Source organism: Chromobacterium phragmitis (genome assembly GCF_003325475.1).
GTDB lineage: Bacteria > Pseudomonadota > Gammaproteobacteria > Burkholderiales > Chromobacteriaceae > Chromobacterium > Chromobacterium phragmitis.
In genome coordinates this window covers 599345-625835 of record NZ_CP029495.1, presented here as the reverse complement: position 1 = coordinate 625835, position 26491 = coordinate 599345, and the positions used below count along the sequence as shown (strand labels likewise).

The following is a 26491-nucleotide window of genomic DNA, read 5'->3' as shown; positions in this document are numbered from 1 at the left end:
GTTCAACATGAATGGAATTACTGATGAGCGTGCTGGAGCTGAGGCATCTGAAAAGCCTGCTGGCGCTGGCGGAAACCGGCAGCGTGTCGCAGGCGGCGCAACGGGTGTATCTGACGCAGTCGGCCTTGTCGCACCAGTTGAAGCAGCTGGAGGCGGCATATGGACTGACGCTGTTCGAGCGCAAGACGCAGCCCTTGCGCTTCACGCCCGGGGGAGAGCGGCTGCTGGCGCTGGCGCGCGAGCTGACGGCCAAGGTGGCGGCGGCCGAGCGCGATCTGGCGCGCATCCGCCAGGGCGAGGCGGGTGAGATCCGGGTGGCGGTGGAGTGCCATACCTGCTTCGACTGGCTGATGCCGGCGATGGATCAATTCCGCCAGCACTGGCCGGCGGTGGAGCTGGACATCGTGTCCGGCTTTCATGCCGACCCGGTCGGCCTGCTGTTGAGCGACCGGGCCGATCTCGCCATCGTGTCCGAGGCCGAGCCGCAGGCCGGCGTGATTCATCTGCCTCTGTTCGCCTATGAAATGGTGGGCATCGCCGCGCGCGAGCATGCGCTGGCGAGCAAGCCGGCATGGCAGGCCGGGGACTTCGCCGGCGAGACGTTGATCCACTACCCGGTGGCCGACGAGATGCTGGACCTGTTGCGCAAGGTGCTGGCCCCGGCCGGCGTGAATCCGGCGCGCCGCACCGCCGAGCTGACCATCGCCATCATCCAGCTGGTGGCCAGCCGCCGCGGCGTGGCGGCCTTGCCCTATTGGGCGGTGCAGCCCTATCTGGAGCGCGGCTACGTGGTGGCGAGGCGAGTGGGGCAAGAGGGCTTGTACAGCCAGTTGTACGCGGCGCTGCGGGAGTCGGACGCAGAGCGGGCTTATATCCAGGACTTCGCGCAGACGGTGCGCGATTCCAGCTTCGCGACGCTGCCGGGCCTATCGCGCCTGGATGCCTGAGCGCAGCGAGGATATGAGGGACGCCAGCCGCGACTGGCATTGCGGGCGCATCCTGCGGCTGTTGGCGGCCATCGCGGCCGCGCCGCCGACGTCGCGCACCGGCTGCAGGATCGGGGCCCAGCCGGTCTGCAGCCATGCGGGTTGCGCGGAGGCGGGCGCAATGGCGGCGGCGAGCGGGGCGGAAGGGCCGCACAGCTCGCGCAGGCGGGCGTTGGCTTGCGCCAGCGTGCCGTTTTCCGTCTCCGCCATTTCCACCTGTTCCAGCCGCAGCAGGTAGATGCGCGCGGCGAGCCAGTCGGCCTCGTCGCTCAGGCGGGAGGGCGTCGGGCTGGGCTGATGGCGGCGGGCGGCCAGCAGCGTCGCCAGCAGACGGATTTCAGGCAGTTGCGACTCCAGCAGCCAGCCGCATTGCCGTTGGCCGGCGATCCAGGAGAACAGCGGGTGGCGGGCATGGTCCAGGCTGCGCGCCAGCCATTCTCCGTCCCGGATCAGGATGACGGGCCTCAGTTCGCCGCGCCGGGATGTGAGAAGCGTCATGTCGTCAGGGTGGTTCTCAAATGGTCTGTTTCATGACCGCGACATGGCAAAGTCATGGCGAACGCACGCGGCAGGTTGAATATCCAGACCGCTCAAAATGATATGCCAATTTATTTGAATTAAATATTTCCAAAACGAATATTTTATTTGACTTTGGCCGGCATTGTTGCGCACCATATATTCGAAATCAATATATTTTTATAAATTCAAATTCTATTTGGGAGATGTCGATGCCGGGAAGGCAACTGGATGTCGGCGATCTGATCAATCGTCAGCGTTTTTCCGCCCCGCAGTGGCGCATCCTGATCCTCTGCTTCCTGATCGTGTTGTGCGATGGCTTCGATACCGCCGCCATCGGCTATATCGCGCCGGCCGTGATCCGCGATTGGGGCGTGGCGCGTTCCCAACTGGGGCCGGTGATGAGCGCCGCGCTATGGGGGCTGGCGGCGGGGGCGATGCTGGCCGGCCCGCTGGCCGACCGCGTCGGCCGCAAGCGGGTGTTGATGGGCGCTGTGTTGCTGTTCGGCGCGATGAGCCTGGCCGCGAGCCGGGCGCCGGACCTCTCGGCGCTGGCCTGGCTGCGCTTCGCCACGGGCTTGGGGCTGGGCGCGGCGATGGCCAACGCGGTGACGCTGATGTCCGAGTATTCGCCTGAGCCGCGGCGGGCTTTCATTGTCAGCGCGATGTTCTGCGGCTTCCCGCTGGGCGCGGCTTGCGGAGGCTTGCTGGCTTCCTGGCTGGTGCCGCATGCCGGCTGGCGCAGCGTGCTGCTGGTGGGCGGCGTCGCGCCGCTGCTGCTGTTGCCGGCGATGTGGCTGCTGCTGCCGGAATCGTTGCGCTTCCTGTTGTTGCGCGAGGGCGGCGAGGCGGCGGCTCGCCGCATTCTGCTGCGGTTGCTGCCTGGCGTTTCCCTGCGCGACGGCGACAGCCTGGTGCTGCGGGAAGGCGACAAGTCGCGGGGACTGCGCCTGGTCTGGTCCGCCAGCTACCGAACGGGCACGCTGCTGTTGGCCGCGGCTTATTTCATGGGCCTGCTGATTTTCTATCTGTTGACCAGCTGGCTGCCGATTCTGATCAGCGACAGCGGCATGGATCTTAGCCGCGCCGCGCTGCTGACCGCATTGTTCCCGTTCGGCGGTTTGCTGGGCAGCACCTTGACCGGTTGGCTGATGGATCGCTATGACGGCCACCGCGTGCTGGCGGCGGCGTATCTGCTGACCGGCCTGCTGGTGTTCGCCATCGGCCAGTCGCTGGCCAGCCATGGATGGCTGGCGTTGGCCATCTGCCTCGCCGGCATCGCGATGAACGGGGCGCAGGCGTCGATGCCTTCGCTGGCGGCCGGATACTATCCTACGGCCGGCCGGGCCAGCGGCGTCGCCTGGATGATGGGCATAGGCCGTTTCGGCGGCATCGCAGGGGCGATGCTGGGCGCGGTTTTGCTGAAGCAGCAATTGAGTCTGCCCTGGTTCTTCGCCTTGTTGTCGCTGCCGGCGCTGCTGGCAGCGGCGGCGTTGTTGCTCAAGCGCCGCGCTGTCGCGCAGCCTGGGAGGGCATGGGCATGAAAGCGGAAACGATCGGAAACGTGCTGGAAACGGTGCGGCGCCAATCGCTGCCGGCGGACGACCGCGAATATGTCGTGGCCCTGCACGACTATGTGCGGGACCGCGTGAGGTTCGGCTTCACCACCGGCTTCGAAGGGGTGACGCCGGAACAGACCCTGGCCATGGCGCGAGGCCATTGCAACGCCCAGGCCGATTTGCTGTGCGCCTTGTTGCGAGGCGCCGGCTTCGACGCCGGCTTGCGCTTCGTGGCGCTGGACAAGCGCATCCTGCGGCACGCGGTGCCGGCACCGGTGCTGTTATGCCTGCCGTCCAGGCTGTTTCACGCCGTGACTCGGGTCCAGCTCGATGGCCGTTGTTTTCATATCGACAGCTATATTTTCGATCGTCCTGGCTTCCGACAGCAGCAGCGGCGCCTGCGCGCATCCGGGCTGGAGCGGGGCTATGGGCTGGGAAGAGGCGCGGGCTGCGAGTGGGCAGGCCGTTCGGACGCTTTCTCACAGGCTGAGCCTGGGGACCTCCGCGCTGACAATCCGCAATTCCCCACGCTGGCGGCGGCGGTGGCCAGCCGAGCCGGCAACAATACCTTGTTGGGCATCCATTTCAACCAGTGGCTGGGCTGCGTGCCCGGACCGTTGCGCCGCGCCAGCGAGCGCTATCTGAACAGCCGCCTGGGGCCCGCCATGACGTAGCGGCCGACGCGGTTCCGCGGCCGGCGTTCCGCCGGCGCTTCATCATCGTTTAACGAGGAAAACAAGCATGTTGCCTGTCGCAAGGATTGCTCGCGTCGTCGAGCAGGCTTCGCTGCGTCCGTTTTATCCGCGCCATTGGGGCGTGGAGCCGTCGCAAATCATGCAGTGGCTGAAAGACGGCGAGTATCACCGGCTGCCGGCGATCCGCAAGCAGGAGCTGTCCAACTATTGGGACGAGCTGATGGAGTACGGCGATTTCACCGACGTGGTCAGTTCTTCCGGCACCACCGGGCGCCCGGTGGAGCTGCCGGTGCATCGGCTGCAGGAAATGGTGTGGGTGGATTGCGTGGCTCGGGTGTTGACGGAGCTGGGCGCCAAGCCGGGCGACCGCATGTTGCATCTGTTGAGCAACAACGACATGTTCACCTTGGGACCGCTGGTGTTGCAGGCGGCCAAAAAAGTAGGCCTGGGTCCGCTTCGCTGTTCGCCGCAGCGGACCCGGCGCATCCTGGATGTGGTGCATTACCATCAGCCGGCCTTCGTGGTGGGCAATCCGGTGGTGATGCTGGAATTGGCGCAGACCATGGGCGCGGATTTTCCCGCGCCGGAATGCTTGCCGGATTACGCCTATTTCGGCGCGTGCGGCTCATTCGACGCCGACTGCCGGCCGACGCCGGTGGCGCAGAAGGTGGTGGAGCTGTGGGGGTTGAAGGACGCGCTCAACGAATACGGCTGCAGCGAGCTGGGCTCGGTCGGCCACGAATGTCTGCAGCACCGCGGCTTCCACATCAATGACGACGCGGTCCATGTCGAGCTGATCGATCCCGAGACCGGGCTGCCGGCCGCGCCGGGGCGGCCGGGCGAGGTGGTTGTCACCTCGCTGACCCTGCCGCGGGGCTTCATCGCCGTGCGCTACGCCACCGGAGACATCGCCAGTTGGCTGGACGACGGCCCGTGCGATTGCGGCCGGCGCAGCCCGCGGCTAGGCGCCATCATCGGCCGGGTGGACCACCAGCTGAAAATCCAGGGCCAGACGGTATATCCGGATTTGATTTTCGACGTATTGGGGCGAGTGGGAGGGATGGCGGACGAACTGGTGGTCCGCTACCCGGACGAACACGGGGGCCAGAAGGTGGAAGTATGGCTGGCGGCGGCATCCGGCGACGGCGCGGACATCGTCCGCCGGGCCGGAGAGCAGATGTTGCAGCGGCTGGCGGTGGCGCCGCCGTTGCGCCTGGTTCCGGCCGAGCTGATCCAGAAGCTGAAGCGCGACAAGATGGCCAGCGGCAACGGCGTCAAGGTGCCGCGCTTCATCGAGTTGCCGCTGCCTGTCCATGCCTATCTGTAAGGAACCGCGATGACGCCATTGCTGAATGCGCCGGCGCTGCTGCCCGGCCTGAGCCTGAAGCTCGAATACCAGAACCCTTCGCTGTCGATCAAGCACCGGTCGCTGCCGATGACGCTCCTGGCCCGCGCGGAGGCCGGTCGGATAGGCCGTGACACGACGCTGGTGATCATGACCGCCGGCAGCGCCGGCGTCAGCGTCGCCTGGGCGGCGAGCCAGATAGGCTGCAAGGCGCTGCTGCTGATGCCTGAAGGCGCGCCGGACAGCGTGGTCAACTATGCCCGCTGGCTGGGCGCGGATGTGGAGCGCCGGCCGCATCCGCAATTGCAGGAATTGCTGGACGCCCATCGCGCCATGCCGGGCAGCCATGTGGTGGAACAGCTGAGCGATCCGGAACTGATCGTCCATTACCGGGCGGTGGGCGAAGAACTGCTGCGCCAGGCGCCGGGCGCGGCGGCGGTGACGGTGGCCGCCGGCACCTGCGCGTCGCTGATGGGCATCGCCGAGGCGCTGGCGCCGGCGGGGGTGGCGGTCTACGCGGCGGAGCCGGCGGAGGCGGCGGTGCTGTCGGGCGAGCCATGGCGGCCGCACAATATTCCCGGCCTGGCGCCGCCGGCGCCGACGAGGCTGTTCCGGCGCGAGGCGGTGGCCGGCATCGTGCCGGTGGCGTCGGAGCTGGCCTGGACCACGGCGCGCGAAGCGCTGGCTGTCTGCGGCGAGCCGGTCGGGCCATCGTCCGGCGCCGCCATCGCCGCCGCGAGGATGTTGCGCGCGCGGGGCGTGGCCGGCGACATCGTCGCGGTCTGCTCCTCCCATATGGTCACCAGCCTGTGAGGCTGGACAGCGGCGCCGCGCGGCGGGTTTTCCCGCCGCAGTGGCTGGCGGATGATCCCCAGGCCGGGGCGATCGACATCCCCTGGCGGGAGGCGGAGCCGGTGGCGCCTGAGGCCATTTGCGTTTGCAGCCGGGACGCGCTGGTTCATCAGGGTTATATGACTGGCGCGCTGCAGCGCAGCCGTCATTGCCGCTTGCGGATACGCCGGCTGTGGCAGCGCCATGACGCCCGCCGGCTGGAGAGGCTGATCCTGCTGCTCGATGAAGGGCAGCGTTCCCATGTCGCCGCCTGGATACGGATAGAGTTGTTGGCGTTCGAGCCCAGATGGAAGCGGCGGCTGGTGGAGTCGGACTTGCCTTTCGGCGCCATCCTCGAGCAGGCAGGAATCCGGCCCGCCTTCGCCGACCGCCGCTACTTCCGGTTGCCGAGGCTGTTTCCATGGTCGGGGATGCTCGCCTATCGACGCTGTTGCGGCGACCATTACGGCCGCGGGCACCGGATGCTGGGAGAGGATGGCCGTTTGCTGGCCGAAGTCCGCGAGGTCTTGCCCTGATCGAGATGCTTGGAAAAATGACGAAAGAATGGCAGGCTGCGATGGCGCCGGGCGGAGACCGGCGCCGTTTTCGTTAAAACAGGAATCTCGATGGGCATCAAACGACTCAATCATGCCGTGCTCTACGTCAGCGATGTGGCCGGCAGCGCCGCTTTCTACCGCGACGTGCTGGGCTTCCGCCCCAAGGGCGGCGCCGTATCGGAACGCGCGGTGTTCGCGCAGGCCGCGCACTCAGACAACGACCACGATCTGGCGCTGTTCCAGCGCAATCTGGGCCAGCAGCGCTCGGGCCCGTTCAGCCCGCGCGGCGAGACCCCGGACCCGCGCCAGCCGGCCGCCGGGCTTTACCATTTGGCTTGGGAGGTGGACACCATCCACGAACTGAAGCGGATACGCGACCAACTGGCCGAGATCGGCAAGCTGGGCATGGAAGAGGACCATGGCGCGCACAAGAGCGTCTACGGCCACGATCCAGACGGGCTGCTGTTCGAGGTGTGCTGGTTTCCGCCGGCGGGAAACGCGGACGCATCCGGCGACGGCAGGCTGGATTGGGACAAGGAACTGGCGCGTTTCGGCTGAGGCCTAGCGGCTGTCCGGCAGATAGCGCGCCCGCAGAGACGGCAACTGACGCCATACGCAGGCCGTTTCGCGCGCGTGGCGGCGCGCGTAGCCGCGGCTGAAAACCCAGTGGTAAGTCTTGCTGAGAAAGGGCGGCGAAAGCCGGCGGACTTTCAGGTCGGGGTGGCTGAGAAGGTATAGGTCGCCGGCCTGGCGATGCAAGGCGTAGGCCTCGATACGGCCGGCGGTCAGCTTGGAGAAGTTGTCGGCGATGTTGCCGCCGTTCTCCACCGAGATGCCATGCGCCATTAAGTCGTGTCCTATCGACCAGCCGCGGTTGACGCCGACCGCGCCGTTCAGCCCGAGCAACCGCGAGCCGTCCCAGCGCAGCGCGCTGTCGTCGCGCACGTAGAAAACGTATTGAAAGGTGGCCATGCGGCGCGATGCGTCGGCCAGGCCGTCGCGCACGGGATAGGCCATCTTGTCGCGGCGCGAATGCTGATAGGAAAGCAGCAGCGCGCCGTCCAGCCGGTCCAGCGCCAGATTCTGCACCAGGCGCTTGCCGGGCAAGCGCTGAAAATGGCCGTGCAGGCCGCAGGCGCGCAGCGCGGACTGGGCCAGCGCTATCGCGCGGCCGCGCGGCGGATTGCCGGTGGATGGGTCTTCTATCACATAGGGGCGGGTCAGCGCGTCGCTGACGCCTATCCGCAGAGGTTCCGCTGCCAGCGAGGGCAGCGGACACAGGCAGGCCAGCAGGATGGGCAGACGGGACATCGGATATTCGGGCGGGGAAAAGTTTGCCTATCCTATCAAATATTATTGAAAATAAGCCGGTAATTTTTGTTATTTATTTAATAGTCATTGATGGTGACTATCCTGTTCTAGCCCTAGTTCCTGGATCTTGCGGGTCAGCGTATTGCGGCCCCAGCCCAGCAGATGGGCCGCCTCCACCCGCCGGCCGCCGGTATGGCCCAGGCTGGCGCGGATGCAGGTGGTTTCGAAGCGGCGGGTCAGCTCGTCGACGATGCCGACGTCGCCGGCGCGCAGGCGGCGGCGGATCTCTTCTTCCAGCATCCGGTCCCATTCGCCGCTGGCGGTCCCGCCGCCCTCGGTCGGCGGCTCGCGCAGTTCCGGCGGCAGATCGGCGATCTCCACGGTCTGGCCCGGCGCCATCACGCAAATCCACTGGCACAGGTTTTCCAGCTCCCGAACGTTGCCGCTGAAGGCGCTGCGCTGGATCAAGGCCATCGCCGCCTCGGACAGCCGCTTGGGCTCCACGCCCAGCTGGGACGCGCTCTTGGCGAGGAAATGGCGGGCCAAGAGCGGGATGTCCTCGCGCCGTTCCCGCAGCGGGGGCAGCCGCAGCCGGATCACGTTGAGACGGTGGTAAAGGTCTTCGCGGAACAGGCCGTCGCGCACGCGCTGCTCCAGGTTCTGGTGGGTGGCGGCGATCACCCGCACATTGGCCTTGATCGGCGTGTGGCCGCCGACGCGGTAGAAATGGCCGTCGGACAGCACCCGCAGCAGGCGGGTTTGCAGCTCGGTCGGCATGTCGCCGATCTCGTCCAGGAACAGCGTGCCGCCCTCGGCCTCTTCGAAACGGCCGCGGCGGGTGGCCAGCGCGCCGGTGAAGGCGCCTTTTTCATGGCCAAACAGCTCGGACTCCAGCAGGTCTTTCGGTATCGCCGCGGTGTTGAGCGCGATGAAGGGCTTGCCGGCGCGGATGGAGTGGCGGTGCAGCGCTTCCGCCACCCGCTCCTTGCCGGTGCCGGATTCGCCGGTGATCAGCACGGTGACGTGGGATTGGGCCAGACGGCCGATGGCGCGGAACACGTCCTGCATCGCCGGCGCCTGGCCCAGCAGCACCGGCATCGCTTCCGGACTGTCGGCGCCCACGCCTTGGGCCTGGCTTTCCGCCAGCGCGCGCTCGATCAGCAGCACCGCCTGGTCGATGTCGAAGGGCTTGGGCAGGTATTCGAAGGCGCCGCCCTGGAAAGCCGACACCGCCGAATCCAGATCCGAGTGCGCGGTCATGATGATCACCGGCAGCTGTGGGTGGTCGCTCTTCACTTTGGCCAGGAACTTCAGGCCGTCGGTGCCGGGCATGCGGATGTCGGAAATGATGGCTTGCGGCCTGTCGTCGTACAGCGCGTTGAGCGCGTCGTCGGCGCTGGCGAAGCTGTCGTAGGCGATGCCGGCGCGGGTCAGCGCCTTTTCCAGCACCCAGCGTATCGCCTTGTCGTCGTCAATGATCCAGACCGGCTTGGCCATGGCGTTCTCCTCGTGTTCTTTTGTCGTTATCCCGCGTCGTTGCCGAAGGGCAGCAGCACGGTGAAGCAGGTCTGGCCGGGGCGCGACTCGAATTCTATGCTGCCGCCGTGCTGGTGGACGAAGGCCTGGGCCAGCGTCAGCCCCAGGCCGGTGCCTTCGGCGCGGCCGGTGACCAGCGGGTAGAAAATATGGTCGCGGATGTCGTCGGGTATGCCGGGACCGTCGTCGACGATTTGCAATTTCAATGCCAGCTGGTGGCGTTTGCGCGCCAGCGTGATCTGCCGGGCCACCCTGGTGCGCAGCGTGACCCGGCCTTGGCCGCGCAGCGCCTGCACCGCGTTGTTGACGATGTTGAGCGCCACCTGGATCAACTGCTCCTTGTCCGCGGTCAGCAGCGGCAGGCTGGTGTCGTAGTCGCGGACGATGGCGAGGCCCTGCGGATATTGGGCCAGCGCGATGCTGCGCACCCGCTCCAGCACCTCGTGGATGTTGACCTGGCTGCGATTGTGGCTGCGGTGCGGGGCCAGCAGCCGGTCCACCAGCGTCTGCAGCCGCAAGGCCTCTTCGGTGATGACCTCGGTGTATTCCTTCAGCTCCGGCCGGTCGGCCAGTTCGTGCTCCAGCAACTGCGCCGCGCCGCGGATGCCGCCCAGCGGGTTCTTGATCTCGTGCGCCAGGTTGCGGATCAGCTCGCGGTTGGCCTGGTGCTGCAGCAGCGAGCGCTCCTCGTTGGCGATCTTCAGCTGCTGGTCCAGCGGCCTGAGCTCGATCAGCGCCTGGCAGCCCTCCGCGTCTATCGGCGTGATCGACAGCATCACGTGCAGCGCGGCGTCGTTGTGCAGCGGCTTCAGCTCCAGGTCGTGCTCGATGTAGCTGGCGCCCTGGCCGAGCGCGGTGGCGAGCGCCTGGCTCAGCGCCGGGCAGGGCTGGAACAGATCCGGCAGCGCGTGGCGCAGCAGCTCGCGGCTGCCCAGGGCCAGCAGATTTTCGCAGGCGGGATTGACGAAGCGCAGCGCCGCGTCGGCGTCGCAGATCAGCACCGGGGTGTCCAGCAGCTCCAGGCCGGCAAAGCTGGGTATCGTCATGGGTAGGGGCTTGGTGGTGGCGTCGGGCAGGTCTCAGCAATAAACGCGCCAGCCGCCGGGCCGTTCGGCCGGGGGCGGGACGCGAGTATCGATATCAGTTTGCACCAATCTGGTGCAAATGGCTATGGCAGACCCAATTCCTTCTTCAGCGCGGCGACATTCTTCTCGCGGTCAGTGACTTCGTTCTGCAGCTTCTGCACCCGGTCCAGGTATTTCTGGTAGTTGCGGGCCTCGTCTCCCAGCCGCACCGCCTTGCCGTCGGCCAGCGCCTTCTTCGCGGCGTCCAGAGCCTTGGCCTCGTTGGCCAGCTCCTGCTCCAGGATTTTCTTGCGGCCGCCATCGCGCTGCTTCTGGGTATCGGCGTCCACGCTGGGGTAGCCGCCGGACGCGGCCGGCTTGTCGGCGGAGGCGGAGCCGCCGCGCGGCTTGGCTTTTTGGCCGGGATAGGACGATAGCGGGTTCAGCTTGATGGGTTGCGCGCCGCGGATGGGCACGTTGGTGTAGGTGACGTTGCCTTGCGGGTCCACGTATTTGTAGATCGTGGCCGCCTGGGCGAGGCCGCAGGCGAATAAAAGACTGAACGCGAGTGTTTTCATGGCCGATGGAATTCAGAGGAGGCTCGTGAATGATAAGCAAATCTGTTGCCGCCGTCACAGCCGGATGCCGGCGGGGCTTTTTCGGGCTGGCGCGCGATGGGCGGACGATAAGAATGGTATTGACATGCATCAATCGCCGCCGTGGTTGCAAGTGACATGGCCGAAGCGTGATAGATAGACTCTCCGAAAAATAATTTTTTATCACGCCTATGAAACTGCATATCGACGCCGACATCCTCGCCGACTTCGTGGCGGCCCTGCTGGGGCCGGACAGCGAGGTGGCCGTGCACGACCTGTCCGATCTGAACGCTTCCCTCAAGGTCATCCGCAACGGGCATCTGTCCGGCCGCAGCGTCGGCGCGCCGGCGACGGACCTGGCCCTGCGCATGGCGCAGGAATGCTCGGGCAAGAACCGGGAAAACTTCCGTCTCAACTACCGCAGCAAGACGCGGAACGGTGCTTTGCTGCGCTCGTCCACGCTGGTGCTGAAGGACGATGAGGGCCGTGCGGTGGCGATGTTCTGCGTCAATTCGGACGACAGCCGCTATCAGCGAGCCAAGGAGGCGTTCCTGTCCCTGCTGCCCGCGGATTTGTCCGACGAGCAACACCAGGAGGTGTTGTCGGCGGGCGTGGACGAGGTCGGCGAGGAAATCATGCGCAGCGTGCTGGGCCAGTACCCGCTGGACCCGGCGCGCTTGTCGGGCGAGGAGAAGATGCTGGCGGTGCGCGAACTGGACAAGCGGGGGTTGTTCTCGATCAAGGGCTTCATCGGCAAGGCGGCGCTGGCGCTGGATATCTCGGAGCCCACGCTTTACCGCTACCTGAAGCAGTGCCGGGAATGAGGGCGGACTGAGGACGCCAGGAAACAAAGCGCGGGCCGCAAGCACGGCGCGGGCGGAGAAGCCGCGCCCCCGGCTGGGGGCGGGAATCATGATTCGACATGTGAAATCATTAGAGGGGAACTCGGTATGAGCATCAGCCTGGCGGGCGTCCAGCCCAGAGAGAGCGCAGCCCAGCGCGCGGGAATGAGCGAAGAGGAATGGCGGCAGGCCATACGTTTCGACAGCACGGACCGCGGTTGGGTCATCATGAGCATAGGCATGGCCATCGGCGCCGGCATCGTCTTCCTGCCGGTGCAGGTGGGGCTGATGGGGCTGTGGGTGTTTCTGCTGTCGTCCATCATCGGCTATCCGGCGATGTATCTGTTTCAGCGGCTGTTCATCAACACCTTGGCCGCATCGCCGGAATGCAAGGACTACCCCAGCGTGATCAGCGGCTATCTGGGCCGGAACTGGGGCATTTTGCTGGGCGCGCTGTACTTCGTCATGCTGGTGATCTGGGTCTTCGTCTATTCCACGGCCATCACCAACGACAGCGCCTCCTTCCTGCACAGCTTCGGCGTGACCCAAGGCTTGCTGTCGGCCAATCCGTTTTACGGGCTGGCGCTGATGTGCTTGCTGGTGGCGCTGGCCTCGCGCGGGGAGAGAGTGCTGTTCCGCATCTCCACCGGCATGGTGCTGACCAAGCTGGGCGTCGTGGCGGTGCTGGGCCTGTCCATGGTGTCGGAGTGGAATCTGGTGAATGTGGGCGCGTTTCCATCGCTGGGCCATCTGCTGCGGGACGCGGTGATCATGCTGCCGTTCACGCTGACCTCCATCCTGTTCATCCAGAGTCTGAGCCCGATGGTGATTTCCTACCGGGCGCGGGAGCAATCGCGCGAGGTGGCGCGCTTCAAGGCGATGCGGGCGATGAACATCGCCTTCGGCATCCTATTCGTCACGGTTTTCTTCTACGCGGTGTCGTTCACGCTGGCGATGGGGCATGAACAGGCGGTGCGGGCTTCGCGGGAAAACATCTCGGCGCTGGCGATGGTGGCCAGCAGCATGCCGGGCGACATGGTGAAGCTGTTCAGCCTGATCCTCAATATCTTCGCGGTGATGACAGCCTATTTCGGCGTGTACCTGGGGTTCAGAGAGGCCTGTCAGGGGCTGGCGATGAACCTGTTGCGCCGGGTGCTGCCGGAGGAGCGCATCCGGCCGGACTGGGTGGGCAAGGGCATCATGCTGTTCACCGTGCTGCTGTCCTGGGGCGCCATCGTGCTGAATGCGCCGGTGCTGAGCTTCACCTCCATCTGCAGCCCGGTGTTCGGCCTGGTGGGGTGTCTGATCCCGGCCTACCTGGTCTACCGCGTTCCTTTCCTGCACCAGTACAAGGGAGCGGCGCTGAAGATCATCATCGCCACAGGCGCATTGCTGTGCGTATCGCCGTTCCTGGCCTTTTCCTGACCGTCGCCGGCGAGAAACCGGTACCCAGCCGCGCCGCTTGCCGGCGGGCGTGAATGAAAGTGTGGAATCCCATGACTCAATCCCATCCTAAAATCGGCCTGTGGCCCGGTTTCGTCAAGGCGGCGCGCAAGGAAGTCGTGCCGGCGCTGGGCTGTACCGAGCCCATCTCGCTGGCGCTGGCGGCAGCCATCGCTGTCCGCGAGCTGGGCCGCGCGCCGGAACGCATCGAGGCGCGGGTATCGGCCAACCTGATGAAGAACGGCATGGGCGTCACCGTGCCCGGCACCGGCGCCGTAGGATTGCGGATCGCCGCCGCTGTCGGCGCGCTGGGCGGCGATCCGGATGGCAAGCTGGAAGTGCTCAAAGGCTTGAGCGGCGAGGCGGTGGCGGCCGGCAAGCGCATGGTCGCCGAGCGGCGGGTGGCGCTGGCCATCGCCGACGTGCCCAACATCCTGTACTCGGAAGCGCGGGTTTTTGCCGGCGGCGAGCAGGCCCGAGTCTGCATCGCCGACGCGCACGCCAACGTGGTCCTGATCGAACGCAACGGCGAAACTGTTTTCCACGCCGGCAGCCCGTCGGCGGGCGAGGAGGGCGGCGATTACGATTTCGCCGACGCCTCGGCGCGCGACATCTACGACTTCGCCACCCAGGCGCCGCTGGAGAAGCTGGACTTCATCCACGAGGCCGCCACGCTCAACGAGGCGCTGTCGCGGGAGGGAATGCGCGGCGAGTACGGCTTGCACATCGGCGCGACGCTTGAGCGGCAAATGCGCGCCGGGCTATTGTCCGACGGTCTGCTCACCCGCATCCTCACCCGCACCGCCGCCGCGTCCGACGCCCGGATGGGCGGCGCGACGCTGCCGGCGATGAGCAACTCCGGCTCCGGCAACCAGGGCATCGCCGCCACCATGCCGGTCGTGGTGGTGGCCGGCCACGTCCACGCCAGCCGCGAGCAATTGACGCGGGCGCTGATGTTGTCGCATCTGATGGCGGTGTACATCCACTCCCGGCTGCCCAAGCTGTCCGCGCTGTGCGCGGTGACCACCGCGTCGATGGGCGCGGCGGCGGGGATGGCGTTGCTGCTGGGCGGCGGCTACAAGGCCGCCGGCATGGCGATCTCCAGCATGATAGGCGACGTGGCGGGGATGATCTGCGACGGCGCCTCCAACAGCTGCGCGATGAAAGTGTCGACCTCGGCAGCGGCCGCGTACAAGGCGGTGCTGATGGCGCTGGACGGCGCCTGCGTCAGCGGCGACGAGGGCATCGTCGAGCGCGGCGTGGACGCCTCCATCGCCAACCTGGGCCGGCTGGCCACCCAGGGCATGGCGCAGACGGATGTCCAGATTCTGCAGATCATGATGCGCAAGCGAGAGGCGGCCTGATTCGGAGGCCCTGGCGCGCAGGCATGAGAAAAGCGGCCGCAGGGCCGCTTTTCTCATCGGGCAAAAACCATCCCCGCCGGAGCGGGGACGGCGCTGTTCAACCGTTTCCGGCGATCACAGCGAGTAGTACATCGCGAATTCCACCGGGTGGGTGGTCATGCGGGTCAGGTTCACTTCCTGCATCTTCAGCTCGATGTAGGCGTCGATCCACTCGTTGGAGAACACGCCGCCGCGGGTCAGGAACTCGCGGTCCTTGTCCAGCGCGGCCAGGGCTTCATCCAGGCTGGCGCATACGGTCGGGATCAGCTTGTCTTCTTCCGGCGGCAGGTCGTACAGGTTCTTGTCCGCGGCGTCGCCCGGGTGGATCTTGTTCTGGATGCCGTCCAGGCCGGCCATCAGCAGCGCGGAGAAGCACAGGTACGGGTTGGCCAGCGGATCCGGGAAGCGGGCTTCGATGCGGCGGCCCTTCTGGCTGGCCACGTGCGGAATGCGGATGGAGGCCGAGCGGTTCTTGGCGGAGTAGGCCAGCTTCACCGGCGCTTCGTAGTGCGGCACCAGGCGCTTGTAGGAGTTGGTGCCCGGGTTGGTGATCGCGTTCAGCGCCTTGGCGTGCTTGATGATGCCGCCGATGTAGTACAACGCGGTGTCGGACAGGCCGGCGTAGCCTTCGCCCGCGAACAGGTTCTTGCCGTCTTTCCAGATGGACTGGTGGACGTGCATGCCGGAGCCGTTGTCGCCGACGATGGGCTTAGGCATGAAGGTGGCGGTCTTGCCGTAGCTGTGGGCCACGTTGTGCACCACGTACTTCAGGATCTGGGTCCAGTCGGCGCGCTGGGTCAGCGTGCTGAACTTGGTGCCGATCTCGTTCTGGCCGGCGGTGGCCACTTCATGGTGGTGCACCTCAACCGGCACGCCCAGCTCTTCCAGCAGCAGCACCATCGCGGAGCGGATGTCCTGCGAGGAATCTACCGGCGGCACCGGGAAATAGCCGCCCTTGATGCCTGGACGGTGGCCCATATTGCCGCCTTCGAACTCTTCGGCCGACGCCCAGGCCGCTTCTTCGGCCTTGATCTTGACGAAGCAGCCGGACATGTCGGTGCCCCATGTCACGCCGTCGAAGATGAAGAATTCCGGCTCCGGGCCGAAGTAGGCGGTGTCGCCCAGGCCGGACGCCTTCAGGTAGGCTTCGGCGCGCTTGGCGATGGAGCGCGGGTCGCGGTCGTAGCCCTTGCCGTCGGCCGGATCGATCACGTCGCAGTGCATGAACACGGTCGGCTCGTCGAAGAACGGGTCGATGCGGGCGGTGGCCGGGTCGGCCATCAGCAGCATGTCGGAAGCCTGGATGCCTTTCCAGCCGGCGATGGAGGAGCCGTCGAAGGCGTGGCCGCGCTCGAACCATTCGTCGGCGTCTTCCAGCAGCACGTGGGCCGGGATGGAGACGTGCTGCTCTTTGCCGCGGGTGTCGGTGAAGCGCAGATCGACAAATTTGACGTCGTTTTCTTGGATCAGTTTGACTACGTCGGCTACTGCCATGTTTTATCTCCTGAAAGGCAACGTGCACCCAAGGGCAAGTGCGTGAAAATTTTGGTACGTCCCCGGTAAGCAGGAAGCGTGCCAGCTCCAAAATCGCTGCTGCTGCATTGTGTCATAGGCGCTTTGGCATATCCAGCCGGCTGGAATGATTGGGTTTGAACCAATCTGGTGCCTTGATCCATGGCATGCACCATGATGGTGCTATTTGCCAGCCATGCCGGGCGGGTCGATAATCGGCAACATAAGCCAAGCGTGTTGCAGGAGAAAAACATCATGAGCAAAGTCAGCCAGATTCTGCAGGCCGCGCACCAGCGCGCCGAGCAATTGAGCCTGCCCTATAGCGGGGCGGTGCTGCCCGATGAGGCCTACGAACTGATGCAGGGCCTGCCCAAGGCGGTGCTGCTGGATGTGCGCAGCCACGCCGAATGGCAGTTCGTCGGCACGGTGCCGGAGGCGGTCAACATCGAATGGCGCAGCTATCCGGGCATGGAGCCGAATCCCCATTTCCTGGCCCAGCTGACCCATCAGGTGGACCCGGAGGCCGTGCTGCTGGTGATCTGCCGCTCCGGCGCCCGCTCCGACCAGGTGGCGCGGCTGGCCGCGGCCCACGGCTACAGCGAGGTCTACAACGTGCTGGAAGGCTTCGAGGGCGACCGCGACGCCGACGGCCATCGCAACTCGGTCGGCGGCTGGCGCTGGCGCGGCCTGCCGTGGGTGCAGGGCTAGCGGATCGCCGCGGTGGTTGATGTTTGCGGCGTTACGCGGCAAAGTGGGGGATGAACCCGTTGCCCGAATCCGCCGGAAAGCCATGGTCTTCGCCGGCGGCCAAGGAACGCAGAAAACATATCGCATTTTGGAAAACCGGACATGACCGACCGTTACGCCGTCATCGGCAACCCGATCTCCCACAGCCAGTCGCCGTTCATCCACGAGGAATTTGCCCGCGCCACCGGGCAAGACATCGGCTACGAGCGCCTGTTCGCCGATATCGGCCGCTTCAACGAGGTGGTGGGCGAGTTCGTCGCCGCCGGCGGCAAGGGCCTGAACATCACGCTGCCGTTCAAAGGCGACGCCTTCCGCTACGCCTCCGAGCTGACCGAGCGCGCCCGCGCGGCAGAGGCGGTCAATACGCTGACCTTCCGCGACGGCAAGGTGTATGGCGACAACACCGACGGCGTCGGCCTGGTGCGCGACATCGTCGAGAACCTGGACTATCCGATTCAAGGCCAACGCGTGCTGATTCTGGGCGCCGGCGGCGCGGTGCGCGGCGTGCTGGAGCCCATTCTGGAGCAAAAGCCGGCCAGCCTGACCATCGTCAATCGCACCGTGATCAAGGCCGAGGCGCTGGCCCACCATTTCGCGGCTTACGGCAAGGTGGAGGCGGTAGGCTACGACGCGCTGGAGGGCCGCAGCTTCGACATCATCATCAACGCGACGTCCACCAGCCTGAACAACGAGATGCCGCCGCTGCCGCGCGGCGTGTTCACGCCGCGCACGCTGGCCTACGACATGGTGTACAGCGCCGGCCTGACGCCGTTCCTGCAACGCGCCCAGGGCGAAAACGCCGGCATGCTGGCAGACGGCCTGGGCATGCTGGTGGAGCAGGCGGCGGAGTCGTTCTCCATTTGGCGCGGAGTGCAGCCGGAAACGCGCAAGGTGACCAATATGCTGAGGGAAGTGCTGGCCTGAGCATGTCTCGCATACTCTTCAAGATTCTGGCGGCCCTGGTGGCCGCCTTTCTGCTGTATAACCTGTGGGTGCTCGGCCATATCGTCTACTGGCGCGACCACGACCCAGGGGCCAGCTCGTTCATGAACGAACAACTGGCCAAGCTGCAGCAGGATGACCCCGAGGCCGAGTTGCGCCACAAATGGGTGTCGTATGACAAGATCTCGCCCAATCTGAAGCGGGCGCTGATCGCGTCCGAGGACGCCAAGTTCGTCGACCACGAGGGCTTCGACTGGGACGGCATCGAGGCGGCGTTCGAAAAAAACCTGCAGAAGGGCAAGATCGTCGCCGGCGGCTCCACCATCAGCCAGCAATTGGCCAAGAATCTGTTCCTGTCCAGCGGCAAGACGCCGTGGCGCAAGCTGGAGGAGGCGCTGATCACGGTGATGCTGGAGGCGGTGCTGGACAAGCGCCGCATCTACGAGATCTATCTCAACGTGATCGAGTGGGGCAACGGCGTATTCGGCGCCGAGGCCGCCTCCCGTTATTACTTCCGCACCGGCGCGGCGCGCCTGTCGTCGTTCCAGGCCGCCAAGCTGGCCGCGATGGTGCCCAATCCTCGCTATTACGACGAGCACCGCAACGCGCCGGGCCTGGCGCGCAAGACCCGCATCATCCAGCGCCGGATGGGCTACGTCGAGTTGCCCTGAGCGCGTCCCTTTGCCGGCGGCGATGCGCGTCGCCGGCTGGAAGCCGCTTGTGACGGTATGTTACAATCGCGACTTTCTTTTCGCGCGCCGCGGGCAAGCCGCGGCCCACGCAATGGACTTACCCAGTTACCCCTTAATCCAATCCCGTATCATTCTATAAAGTCCCGCCTCACACCGTCGGCCCTTCGCGCGCGCCCTGTGGGCGGAAGGAGACGTGCATGACGGTTGCCTTCAAGCAACAATCCGCCGATCGTCTGCAGGAAAGCCTGGGCCTGGTGCAGCGCCTGATAGAGCGCCAGCGCCAGCTCGAACATCTTGCTACCCGCCCGGAGGCGAGCGATGCCGCCGCCGATCCGCTGGCGGCGCAGCACAATTTGCAGGAGCTGGGCCAGAAATTGGGCCAGCTTCACCCGGCCGACATCGCCCATGTGCTGGAGGCGCTGCCGCTGGAAGACCGGCTGCTGGCCTGGGACCTGACCGACCCCACGCGCGACGGCGCGGTGCTGCTGGAGGTGTCCGACGCGGTCCGCGAATCGCTGATCGAAGTGATGGGCCACGACGAGCTGCTGGCGTCGCTGGACGAGCTGGACGCGGACGAGCTGGCCGAACTCGCGCCGGATCTGCCGCGGCAGGTGGTGTACGAGGCGATGGGCCGGCTGGACGAGGAAGAGCGCGGCCAACTGCAGTCGGTGCTGTCTTACGACGACGACCGCGTCGGCGCGCTGATGGATTTCGAACTGGTGAAAATCCGCGCCGACGTCAGCTGCGAGGTGGTATTGCGCTATTTGCGCCGCTTTGACGAGCTGCCCAGCCAGACCGACAAGATTTTCGTCACCGACGAAGCCGGCCTGCTCAAGGGCGTGCTGTCGGTGCGCAAGCTGCTGGTGTCCGATCCGGAGGCGGAGGTGGTCGACGTGATGGCCACCGAAGTGGTCAGTTTCCATCCGGACGAGCCGGCGCTGGACGCCGCCCAGGCCTTCGAGCGCTATGACCTGGTCAGCGCGCCGGTGGTGGACGAGCGCGGCGCGCTGCTGGGCAGGCTGACGGTGGACGCGATGGTGGACGTGATCCGGGAGGAGTCGGACAGCGAGGTGCTGAACCTGGCCGGCCTGAAGGAAGAGGAAGACCTGTTCGCGCCGGTGATCGACTCGGTGAAGAACCGCTGGTCCTGGCTGGCCATCAATCTGTGCACCGCTTTTTTCGCCTCCCGCGTGATCGGCGCTTTCGAGCACTCCATCGCCCAACTGGTGGCGCTGGCCACGCTGATGCCCATCGTCGCCGGCATCGGCGGCAACTCAGGCAATCAGACCATCACCATGATTGTCCGCGCGCTGGCCATGGGCCAGATGCAGCTTGGCCAGGCCGGCCGGCTGTGGCGCAAGGAGCTAGGCGTCAGCATCATCAACGGCATGGTCTGGGGCGGGGTGATCGGCTCCATCGCCTGGCTGCTGTACGGCAGCATGTCGCTGGGCCTGGTGATGCTGGCGGCGATGACGCTGAACCTGATGCTGGCCGCCACCATGGGAGTGATGATCCCGACGCTGATGCAGAAGCTGGGCAAGGACCCAGCGCTGGGTTCCAGCGTGTTGATCACCGCCTGCACCGATTCCGGCGGTTTTTTCATTTTTCTGGGGCTGGCCACCCTGTTTCTGCTGTAAAGAATCATGCTCACCATTGAACAGGCGCTGCGCCGCCACGAACTGCCCCGCCTGGAAGCCAGAATGCTGCTGATGCAGGCCTGGCCCGGCCTGACCCACGCCGCCATCATCGGCCATCCTGAGCGCGAGCTGCCCGACGACGCCGCTGCAGCTTTCGGCGCGCTGGCCGCGCGGCGGCTGGCCGGCGAGCCGATCGCCTATCTGCTGGGTGAGCGCGAGTTCTATGGCCGAGATTTCCGGGTCAGCCCGGCGGTGCTGATCCCGCGGCCCGAAACCGAGCATCTGGTGGAGCTGGCGCTGTCGCGCGTCGATCGCCTGGCGCCGGCGGATATTGTGGATTTGGGCACTGGCAGCGGCATCATCGCCGTTACCCTGGCGCTGGAGGCTCCGCAATGGCGCGTCGCCGCGGTGGACGTGTCCGCCGCCGCGCTGGCGGTGGCCGCCGACAATGCCCGGCGTCTGGGCGCGACGGTGGATTTCCGCCAGGGCAGCTGGTTCGATCCGCTGGACGAGGTGGCCCGTTATCAGTTGATCGCGTCCAACCCGCCGTACATCGAGCGCGGCGATCGCCACTTGTCCGAAGGCGATCTGCGCTTCGAGCCGCGCGGCGCATTGACCGACGAGGCGGATGGCCTGGCTTGTCTGCGAGAAATCGCCGCCGGCGCGCCGGCGAGGCTGGCCGCCGGCGGCTGGCTGATGGTCGAGCATGGCTATGATCAGGGCGAGGCGGTGAGAGGGCTGTTTTCCGTCGCCGGCTTGGGCCAGGTGGAAACCATCCGCGACCTGGCTGGCCAGGACCGCGTCACAGTCGGGCGCAAGGCGGGCTGAGCGATGGCCTGGCTTCGACGATTCTGGCCGGCCGTCCTGCTGGCGGCGCTGGGCGCGGCGCTGATCGCCTGGCCGCAGGCGAACCGCCAGTTGTTTGTGTTCCTGCACCCGCTGCTGCATCATCTGCCGGCGCCATGGTGGCGCTTTTTCAGCGTGTTCGGCGATTGGCCGACGGTTCTCGCCCTGATGCTGGCGCTGTGCTGGCGCGAGCCGCGGCGTTTGCCGGCGCTGATCGTCGGCGGCGCGGCCGCCATCGCGCTGGCGGTGCTGTTGAAAGCGGGCTTCGCCGTGCCCAGGCCGCCGCTGGTGTTGCCGCATGGCGTGGTGGATTTGCTGGACCGCTTGCCGGGCAACGGCTCCTTTCCATCCGGGCACGCGATGGCTTCGGCCGCGCTGGCGACGTTCGCCTGGCGCGGCATAGGCTGGGGCAAGGCGGGCGCGTGGCTGCCGCTGGTCGGACTGGTGATGCTGTCCCGGATCGCCATTGGCGTGCATTGGCCCTTGGATCTGGCCGCGGGCTCTCTGCTGGGCTGGGGGACGATGAGGCTGGCGTTGGCATGGGCCTGGCCGGATGGCTGGCCGCGAGACGTCGCCCGCACCGCCGAGCTGATTCTGCTAGTAGGGCTGGCCGGTTCCCTGGCCTGGCTGCTGGGCCGCAATGGACTATTCGCCGAATACTGGCTGCGCGTCGCGATCGCCTCCGCCGTGCTGGCGACGGGATTTTGGCGCGTCGCCCGCAGCGGGCGCTGAGGACAAAGCAAAAGGGCGGCTCCAGGAGCCGCCCTTCGCTGGCAGGGGCGGCCGTCGCCGCCGTCGCCGGATCAGTGGTGGTGGCCGTGCTCGCCGTGGGCGTGGCCGTGGCTGATCTCGTCGGCGCTGGCTTCGCGCACTTCCACCACCTTGGCGGAGAAGCGCAGGCTCATGCCGGCCAGCGGGTGGTTGGCGTCGACCACGGCTTTGCCGTCAGCGATGTCGGTGACGCGGAACAGCAGCAGTTCGCCGGTTTCCGGATCGTCGGCCTCGAAGACCATGCCGACTTCCACGTCGGCCGGGAAGACTTCCAGATCTTCCACGCGGACCAGCTCTTCTTCCGGATCGCCGAAAGCGTCGTCGGCGGTCAGCTTGACGTCGACGGAATCGCCCACGTTCTTGCCTTCCAGAGCCTCTTCCACCAACGGGAAGATGCCGTCGTAGCCACCGTGCAGGTAGCTGATCGGCTCTTCAGTCTTGTCGAGCAGATTGTTGTCGACATCGAACATTTCGTAGTGGATGGTGACGATGGTGTTTTTGGCGATTTGCATGAGTTGGATATCCGTGGATGGATGGTGAAAAAACTTGACAGGGACGGTCCCGAGGGTGTTCCTTCCACCGCAAGATAGGACGCTCCAGCGTCTGGCGCGTATTGTAAACCATAGACGGGCGTTCCGGCCCGCGAAAAACCGATGAATACCAAAAACTTGCTGGGCGGCATGCCGCCCGAACAATTCCTGGCCGAGTACTGGCACAAGAAGCCGCTGCTGATCAAAGGCGCGCTGACTGATGTCGGTCCGCATGTCGATTTTGCCGTGCTGTCGGAGCTGGCGCAGCGCGAAGAGGCCGAGTCGCGGCTGATCGAATACAAAAAGGGCAAATGGCATCTGGAGCGCGGCCCGTTCCGCGCCTCGCGCTTCCGCCGGCTGGCGGACGCCGACTGGACCTTGCTGGTGCAAGGCGTCAATCACCACTTGCCGCATATCGACGACATCCTGTGGCGCTTCAATTTCATCCCTTATGCCAGGCTGGACGATCTGATGATCAGCTATGCTCCCCCTGGCGGCACGGTGGGGCCGCACTTCGACGCCTACGATGTGTTCCTGCTGCAAGTGGGCGGCAGGAAGCGTTGGCAGATTTCGTCGCAACGCGATGACGATTTCATCGAGGATGCTCCCATCCGGGTGCTGAAGGATTTCCGCATGGAGCAGGAGTTCGTGCTGGAGCACGGCGACATGCTCTACCTGCCGCCGCATTGCGCGCATTACGGCGTGGCGCTGGAGCCGGGCATGACCTACTCGATCGGTTTCCGCGCGCCGCCGGCCCAGGAGCTGGCCACGCAATTCCTGGTGTATCTGCAGGACCGCGTCTGCCTGGAGGGCGTGTACGCCGACCCCGACCTGAAACTGCAAGCCGATCCGGCGCGGATTGGCGGCGAGATGGTGGAGCAGGTGTCCCGGCTGCTGTCCGGCATCCATTGGGACAAGAGCACGGTGTGCGACTTCCTCGGCCACTACCTGACCGAGCCCAAGGCGCACGTGTTCTACGACGCGCCCGAGAACGAGCTGGACGAGGATGAGTTCGCCGAGGCCCTGTCATCCTGCTCGTTGGAGCTGGACCGCAAGAGCCAGATATTGTTTTGCGACGCTTGCGTCTACTGCAATGGGGAAAAACTGGCGGCCGCGGATGGTGATTTTGCCGATTGGCGCGGTTTCGGCAACCAGCGCAAGCTCGCGGCGGGCGAGTATTCGGCCGATATGATGGACGCGCTGTACGAAGGTTATCTGTCAGGTTATTGGCATTTTTCGATGGATGTCGCAGAATAACAACAGTTTTCTTGCTTGTATCGTGAAAACAACGCGATGGATGGGGGAGTTTTGAGGGCAAACGCCCGTTTTAGTGCCAGAGAGCAGGCATGCCGAGTTACGCCGGCTCCCGTTGTTTTTTTAGATTTTTGCCCTCTATACAGCTATTTTTTTCGTGATACAATTTGCTCACTGATGGATTTTCAGTCGCCCGGCTTATTGTTGAGACCGTGCGATAACTGACGTCTTGTTCAACTTATCCTCAAAGGTAAAGAAAAAATGAAACAGTCGCTCCTCGTTGCTGCCCTGCTGGCCGTAGCCCTGTCCGCTTGCGGTAAGAAAGAAGCCACCGCTGAAACCTCCGCTCCGGCAGTTGAGGCTTCCGCTCCGGCCGCTTCCGCTCCGGCTGCTGAGGCTTCCGCTCCGGCCGCTTCCGCTCCGGCTGCTGAAGCTTCCGCTCCGGCTGCTTCCGCTGCCAAGTAATTCAGCGGCGAGCAACACCAAGAAAACCGGCTTCGGCCGGTTTTTTTGTGCCCGCGGTTTGGCGGTTGCTAGCGTAATTTGTAAATGTTTGGTGGAAAAACCACAGTTATTGCTGTTGAATACAAAGCGTTACATATTGCGGCGATTATCGTTTAAAGGGTTTTCCTAAGATTTACAGTCGGAGCCTTTGGCAATTAAATGAATATGACATGAAAAAAGCCCGCTTTCGCGGGCTGTTGTGTTTCTGGTGGAGTCTGTCGCTTTATTGCAGCTCGGTTTGCAGCTTGCCCAGCGCCGCCTTGACGAAATCGTCGGACAGCGGCTTGCCCTGTTTGTCCTGAATCTGCAAGGTGGTGGTGGTGCCGTTCTGCTCGAGGAGTTTGATCCGATACTCGGGCTCGCTCGGCTTGAGCGCCTGTCCATCCTTGCTCTTCCAGAATGCCAGGCTGGACCAGAAGCCGCCGGAGCCATCTTTGCTGTCGGTATCGCTCTTGGCTGGCTTCACATAGTACAGGCCTTGGGAGCGGTCGCGGTCGGTGACCACCAGGCCGACGCGGTCCAGAGCCAGGCCGACACGGCGCCAGGAGCGGTCGAAGCCGTCGGACAGCTGGAGCTGGCCGTCTACGATGGGGTCCTGCGGCTTGGCCGGCTTGGCCAGCGTCTGTTTGACCTGATCCCGCGCCTTATCCTCATTCATGCCCAGTCGCATCATGAAGCGGCCCAGCAGTTCCGCCTCCAGGTTGGGATCGGTGGCGCGGGGCTGCCACACGGTATTGGTCTTGCTATTGTCGGCGTAGACCTCTTCCATGCCGCGGTGCGAGAAATATACCTCGGTGCCCTGCGGCGTGTTTTCCAGGCGGATGCGGAACTTGTCGCGCTCGCCGGTGGAGTACACGCTGCCCAGACCGACGGTTTCCAGCAGTTTGCGCAGGCCATCGTTCGGCAGTTTGGCGCGGTTCTCGGCCCAGTCGGTCTCCATGATGCCCAGGCTCGGATCTTCGGACTTGATCACGAAGCCGTTTTCCTGCCAGAACGCCTTCAGCACCGGCCACAGCTCGGCGGCCTTCTTGTTGCCGACCAGCAGCCAGCGTTGGGTGCCGGCGCGTTCCATCTTGATGTTGTCCAGCTGGTTGACGGCGACCGGGGAGCCTACCGTCGGCTCGCCGGCGTCGACATTGGCAGCGGTGGCGCCGCCGGGCAGATTGTATTTGTTCTGGACTTGCGGCGTGGTCAAGTCCGGCGGCACTTCCAGGCTGTTGCTGGTCTTGGGGGCGTCGGACTTGTAGTCCAGCGGCTTGCTGAGCGGTTGCTGAGTGCTGCAGGCTGCCAGAACGCCGCTTGCCAGCAGAATCGCGACGGTCGCGCTTCGTTTCATGCTTACTCCCATCTTTCGGGGGTGAATCAAATGACCTCGGCCTGTTGCAGCGCCGCCTCGACGGCCGGCTGGGCGGAAGCGCTCAGCGGCGTCAGCGGCAGGCGGATGCCGGCGGGGATGCGTTGCATCCTCTCCAGCGCCCACTTGGCCGGGATAGGGTTGGGTTCGATGAACAGCTGCTTGTGCAGGCCTTGCAGTTTGTCGTTGAGCGAGCGGGCCCGGCGGGCGTCGCCGGCGATGGCGGCCTTGCACAGTTCGCTCATCTGCCGTGGCGCGATGTTGGCGGTGACCGAGATCACGCCGTGGCCGCCGCAGAGCATGAATGCCATGCCGGTGGCGTCGTCGCCGGAGTACAGCGCGAAGCCTTCCGGCGCGCGCAGCGCCAGGTCGCAGGCGCGGCCGATGTCGCCGGTGGCGTCTTTCAGGCCGACGATATTCGGATGGGAAGCCAGGCGCAGCGCGGTATCGTTGCTCATGTCGGCCACGGTGCGGCCGGGAACGTTGTAGAGGATGACAGGCAGCGGGCTGGCGTCGGCGATGGCCTTGAAGTGCTGATAGATGCCTTCCTGGGTGGGCTTGTTATAGTAGGGGACCACCGACAGCACCATGTCGGCGCCGACTTTGGCCGACAGGCTGCCCAGTTCGATCGCCTCGCTGGTGGCGTTGCCGCCGGCGCCCGCTATCACTTTGACCCGGCCCTTGGCGTACTCGACGACCGCTTTCACCACCGCGATGTGCTCTTCCACCGACAGGGTGGCCGATTCTCCGGTGGTGCCGACGGCGACGATGCCGGCGGTGCCGTTTTCGATGTGGAACTCAACCAATCGTTGCAACGCCGCAAAGTCCACCGCCCCATCGTTCGACATCGGTGTTACGAGCGCTACCAAGCTGCCGGTAAGCATAGTTTTGCCTATCTGGAATAAGGATTTACAAGGTTTACGATTGTATCGGAATTCGTCTGGCTGGCAAAAGTTCATGAAACCGGCGCGCGCGAGGTTTCGGTGAATGGTCTGCGCTGTGATAGAATCCTACGTTT

26 protein-coding genes are annotated in these 26491 nt (G+C 65.2%); 17 read left to right on the top strand and 9 right to left on the bottom strand.

Features of this window, described 5'->3' with window-relative positions:
* The first annotated feature begins 20 nt into the window (after positions 1-20).
* Positions 21-947 carry a LysR family transcriptional regulator gene (locus tag DK842_RS03100; RefSeq protein ID WP_269779799.1) on the top strand — a complete coding sequence of 309 codons (927 nt, stop codon included), beginning with the start codon at positions 21-23 and terminating at the stop codon, positions 945-947.
* Here DK842_RS03100 and DK842_RS03095 read toward each other — a convergent pair.
* The gene (locus DK842_RS03095; protein ID WP_114060043.1) at positions 927-1484 is read right to left on the bottom strand and encodes a hypothetical protein; all 558 of its coding nucleotides are present in this window, start codon (positions 1482-1484) and stop codon (positions 927-929) included. The genes DK842_RS03100 and DK842_RS03095 overlap by 21 nt on opposite strands.
* Before the next feature lie 230 nt (positions 1485-1714).
* On the opposite strand from DK842_RS03095, the gene DK842_RS03090 reads away from it, so the two are divergent.
* The 6 genes from DK842_RS03090 (at position 1715) to DK842_RS03065 (ending at position 7047) form a co-directional block, all read left to right on the top strand.
* Positions 1715-3046, top strand: a complete 1332-nt coding sequence (locus DK842_RS03090) for an MFS transporter (RefSeq protein ID WP_114060042.1) — start codon at positions 1715-1717, stop codon at positions 3044-3046.
* Positions 3043-3735 carry a transglutaminase-like domain-containing protein gene (locus tag DK842_RS03085; RefSeq protein ID WP_168191789.1) on the top strand — a complete coding sequence of 231 codons (693 nt, stop codon included), beginning with the start codon at positions 3043-3045 and terminating at the stop codon, positions 3733-3735. Before DK842_RS03090 ends, DK842_RS03085 begins: the two co-directional genes overlap by 4 nt.
* Positions 3736-3802: 67 nt before the next feature.
* Entirely contained in the window at positions 3803-5083 is a 1281-nt protein-coding gene (locus tag DK842_RS03080) for a phenylacetate--CoA ligase family protein (protein ID WP_114060040.1), read from the top strand.
* A 9-nt stretch (positions 5084-5092) separates the two neighbouring features.
* Positions 5093-5914, top strand: coding sequence for a pyridoxal-phosphate dependent enzyme (locus DK842_RS03075; RefSeq protein ID WP_114060039.1), 822 nt, complete (start codon positions 5093-5095; stop codon positions 5912-5914).
* Positions 5911-6468: a hypothetical protein gene (locus DK842_RS03070; RefSeq protein WP_114060038.1), complete on the top strand. Its 558-nt coding sequence runs from the start codon at positions 5911-5913 to the stop codon at positions 6466-6468. The genes DK842_RS03075 and DK842_RS03070 overlap by 4 nt, the downstream gene beginning before the upstream one ends.
* 90 nt (positions 6469-6558) lie before the next feature.
* The gene (locus tag DK842_RS03065; protein WP_114060037.1) at positions 6559-7047 is read left to right on the top strand and encodes a VOC family protein; all 489 of its coding nucleotides are present in this window, start codon (positions 6559-6561) and stop codon (positions 7045-7047) included.
* A 3-nt stretch (positions 7048-7050) separates the two neighbouring features.
* Here the strand turns inward: DK842_RS03065 and DK842_RS03060 are convergent, their stop codons facing one another.
* The 4 genes from DK842_RS03060 to DK842_RS03045 all read right to left on the bottom strand — a co-directional run bounded on the left by DK842_RS03060 (position 7051) and on the right by DK842_RS03045 (position 10978).
* Positions 7051-7800 carry a substrate-binding periplasmic protein gene (locus DK842_RS03060; RefSeq protein WP_114060036.1) on the bottom strand — a complete coding sequence of 250 codons (750 nt, stop codon included), beginning with the start codon at positions 7798-7800 and terminating at the stop codon, positions 7051-7053.
* Positions 7801-7884: 84 nt separating this feature from the next.
* Positions 7885-9297, bottom strand: a complete 1413-nt coding sequence (gene ntrC, locus DK842_RS03055; protein WP_114060035.1) for a nitrogen regulation protein NR(I) — start codon at positions 9295-9297, stop codon at positions 7885-7887.
* A gap of 26 nt (positions 9298-9323) precedes the next feature.
* Positions 9324-10382: a nitrogen regulation protein NR(II) gene (gene glnL / locus DK842_RS03050; RefSeq protein ID WP_114060034.1), complete on the bottom strand. Its 1059-nt coding sequence runs from the start codon at positions 10380-10382 to the stop codon at positions 9324-9326.
* 122 nt (positions 10383-10504) lie between these two features.
* Complete coding sequence (locus tag DK842_RS03045; RefSeq protein ID WP_114060033.1) at positions 10505-10978, bottom strand: DUF4124 domain-containing protein; 474 nt, start codon at positions 10976-10978, stop codon at positions 10505-10507.
* A gap of 209 nt (positions 10979-11187) precedes the next feature.
* Between DK842_RS03045 and DK842_RS03040 the strand changes: the two genes are divergently transcribed.
* From DK842_RS03040 to DK842_RS03030, 3 genes are all read left to right on the top strand, one after another.
* Entirely contained in the window at positions 11188-11820 is a 633-nt protein-coding gene (locus DK842_RS03040; RefSeq protein WP_114060032.1) for a helix-turn-helix transcriptional regulator, read from the top strand.
* Positions 11821-11946: 126 nt separating this feature from the next.
* Entirely contained in the window at positions 11947-13263 is a 1317-nt protein-coding gene (locus DK842_RS03035) for an SLC5/6 family protein (protein ID WP_168191788.1), read from the top strand.
* 71 nt (positions 13264-13334) lie between these two features.
* Entirely contained in the window at positions 13335-14645 is a 1311-nt protein-coding gene (locus DK842_RS03030) for an L-cysteine desulfidase family protein (RefSeq protein WP_198414625.1), read from the top strand.
* A gap of 114 nt (positions 14646-14759) precedes the next feature.
* Here DK842_RS03030 and glnA read toward each other — a convergent pair whose 3' ends face one another.
* A complete protein-coding gene (gene glnA, locus DK842_RS03025) occupies positions 14760-16178 on the bottom strand; it encodes a type I glutamate--ammonia ligase (RefSeq protein ID WP_114060030.1) in 1419 nt (472 codons plus the stop codon).
* A gap of 273 nt (positions 16179-16451) precedes the next feature.
* On the opposite strand from glnA, the gene DK842_RS03020 reads away from it, so the two are divergent.
* From DK842_RS03020 to DK842_RS02995, 6 genes are all read left to right on the top strand, one after another.
* On the top strand, positions 16452-16904 hold the full coding sequence (locus DK842_RS03020) for a rhodanese-like domain-containing protein (protein WP_114063581.1): 453 nt from the start codon (positions 16452-16454) through the stop codon (positions 16902-16904).
* A gap of 141 nt (positions 16905-17045) precedes the next feature.
* Positions 17046-17867 (top strand): shikimate dehydrogenase, encoded by an 822-nt coding sequence (gene aroE, locus DK842_RS03015; RefSeq protein WP_114060029.1) that lies wholly within the window; start codon positions 17046-17048, stop codon positions 17865-17867.
* Positions 17868-17869: 2 nt separating this feature from the next.
* Complete coding sequence (mtgA, locus tag DK842_RS03010; protein WP_114060028.1) at positions 17870-18556, top strand: monofunctional biosynthetic peptidoglycan transglycosylase; 687 nt, start codon at positions 17870-17872, stop codon at positions 18554-18556.
* Between the two features lie 218 nt (positions 18557-18774).
* Positions 18775-20214: a magnesium transporter gene (gene mgtE / locus DK842_RS03005; protein WP_114060027.1), complete on the top strand. Its 1440-nt coding sequence runs from the start codon at positions 18775-18777 to the stop codon at positions 20212-20214.
* 6 nt (positions 20215-20220) lie between these two features.
* Positions 20221-21042, top strand: coding sequence for a peptide chain release factor N(5)-glutamine methyltransferase (gene prmC / locus DK842_RS03000; RefSeq protein WP_114060026.1), 822 nt, complete (start codon positions 20221-20223; stop codon positions 21040-21042).
* A 3-nt stretch (positions 21043-21045) separates the two neighbouring features.
* On the top strand, positions 21046-21792 hold the full coding sequence (locus DK842_RS02995) for a phosphatase PAP2 family protein (RefSeq protein WP_114060025.1): 747 nt from the start codon (positions 21046-21048) through the stop codon (positions 21790-21792).
* A 71-nt stretch (positions 21793-21863) separates the two neighbouring features.
* On the opposite strand, the gene DK842_RS02990 is transcribed toward DK842_RS02995, so the two are convergent.
* On the bottom strand, positions 21864-22343 hold the full coding sequence (locus DK842_RS02990) for an FKBP-type peptidyl-prolyl cis-trans isomerase (protein ID WP_114060024.1): 480 nt from the start codon (positions 22341-22343) through the stop codon (positions 21864-21866).
* Positions 22344-22484: 141 nt separating this feature from the next.
* Between DK842_RS02990 and DK842_RS02985 the strand changes: the two genes are divergently transcribed.
* Positions 22485-23618 (top strand): ribosomal protein uL16 3-hydroxylase, encoded by a 1134-nt coding sequence (locus DK842_RS02985; RefSeq protein ID WP_114060023.1) that lies wholly within the window; start codon positions 22485-22487, stop codon positions 23616-23618.
* Between the two features lie 724 nt (positions 23619-24342).
* Here DK842_RS02985 and bamC read toward each other — a convergent pair.
* Positions 24343-25455, bottom strand: coding sequence for an outer membrane protein assembly factor BamC (bamC, locus tag DK842_RS02975; protein WP_114060021.1), 1113 nt, complete (start codon positions 25453-25455; stop codon positions 24343-24345).
* 26 nt (positions 25456-25481) lie between these two features.
* The gene (dapA, locus tag DK842_RS02970) at positions 25482-26357 is read right to left on the bottom strand and encodes a 4-hydroxy-tetrahydrodipicolinate synthase (RefSeq protein WP_114060020.1); all 876 of its coding nucleotides are present in this window, start codon (positions 26355-26357) and stop codon (positions 25482-25484) included.
* Positions 26358-26491 lie beyond the last annotated feature (134 nt).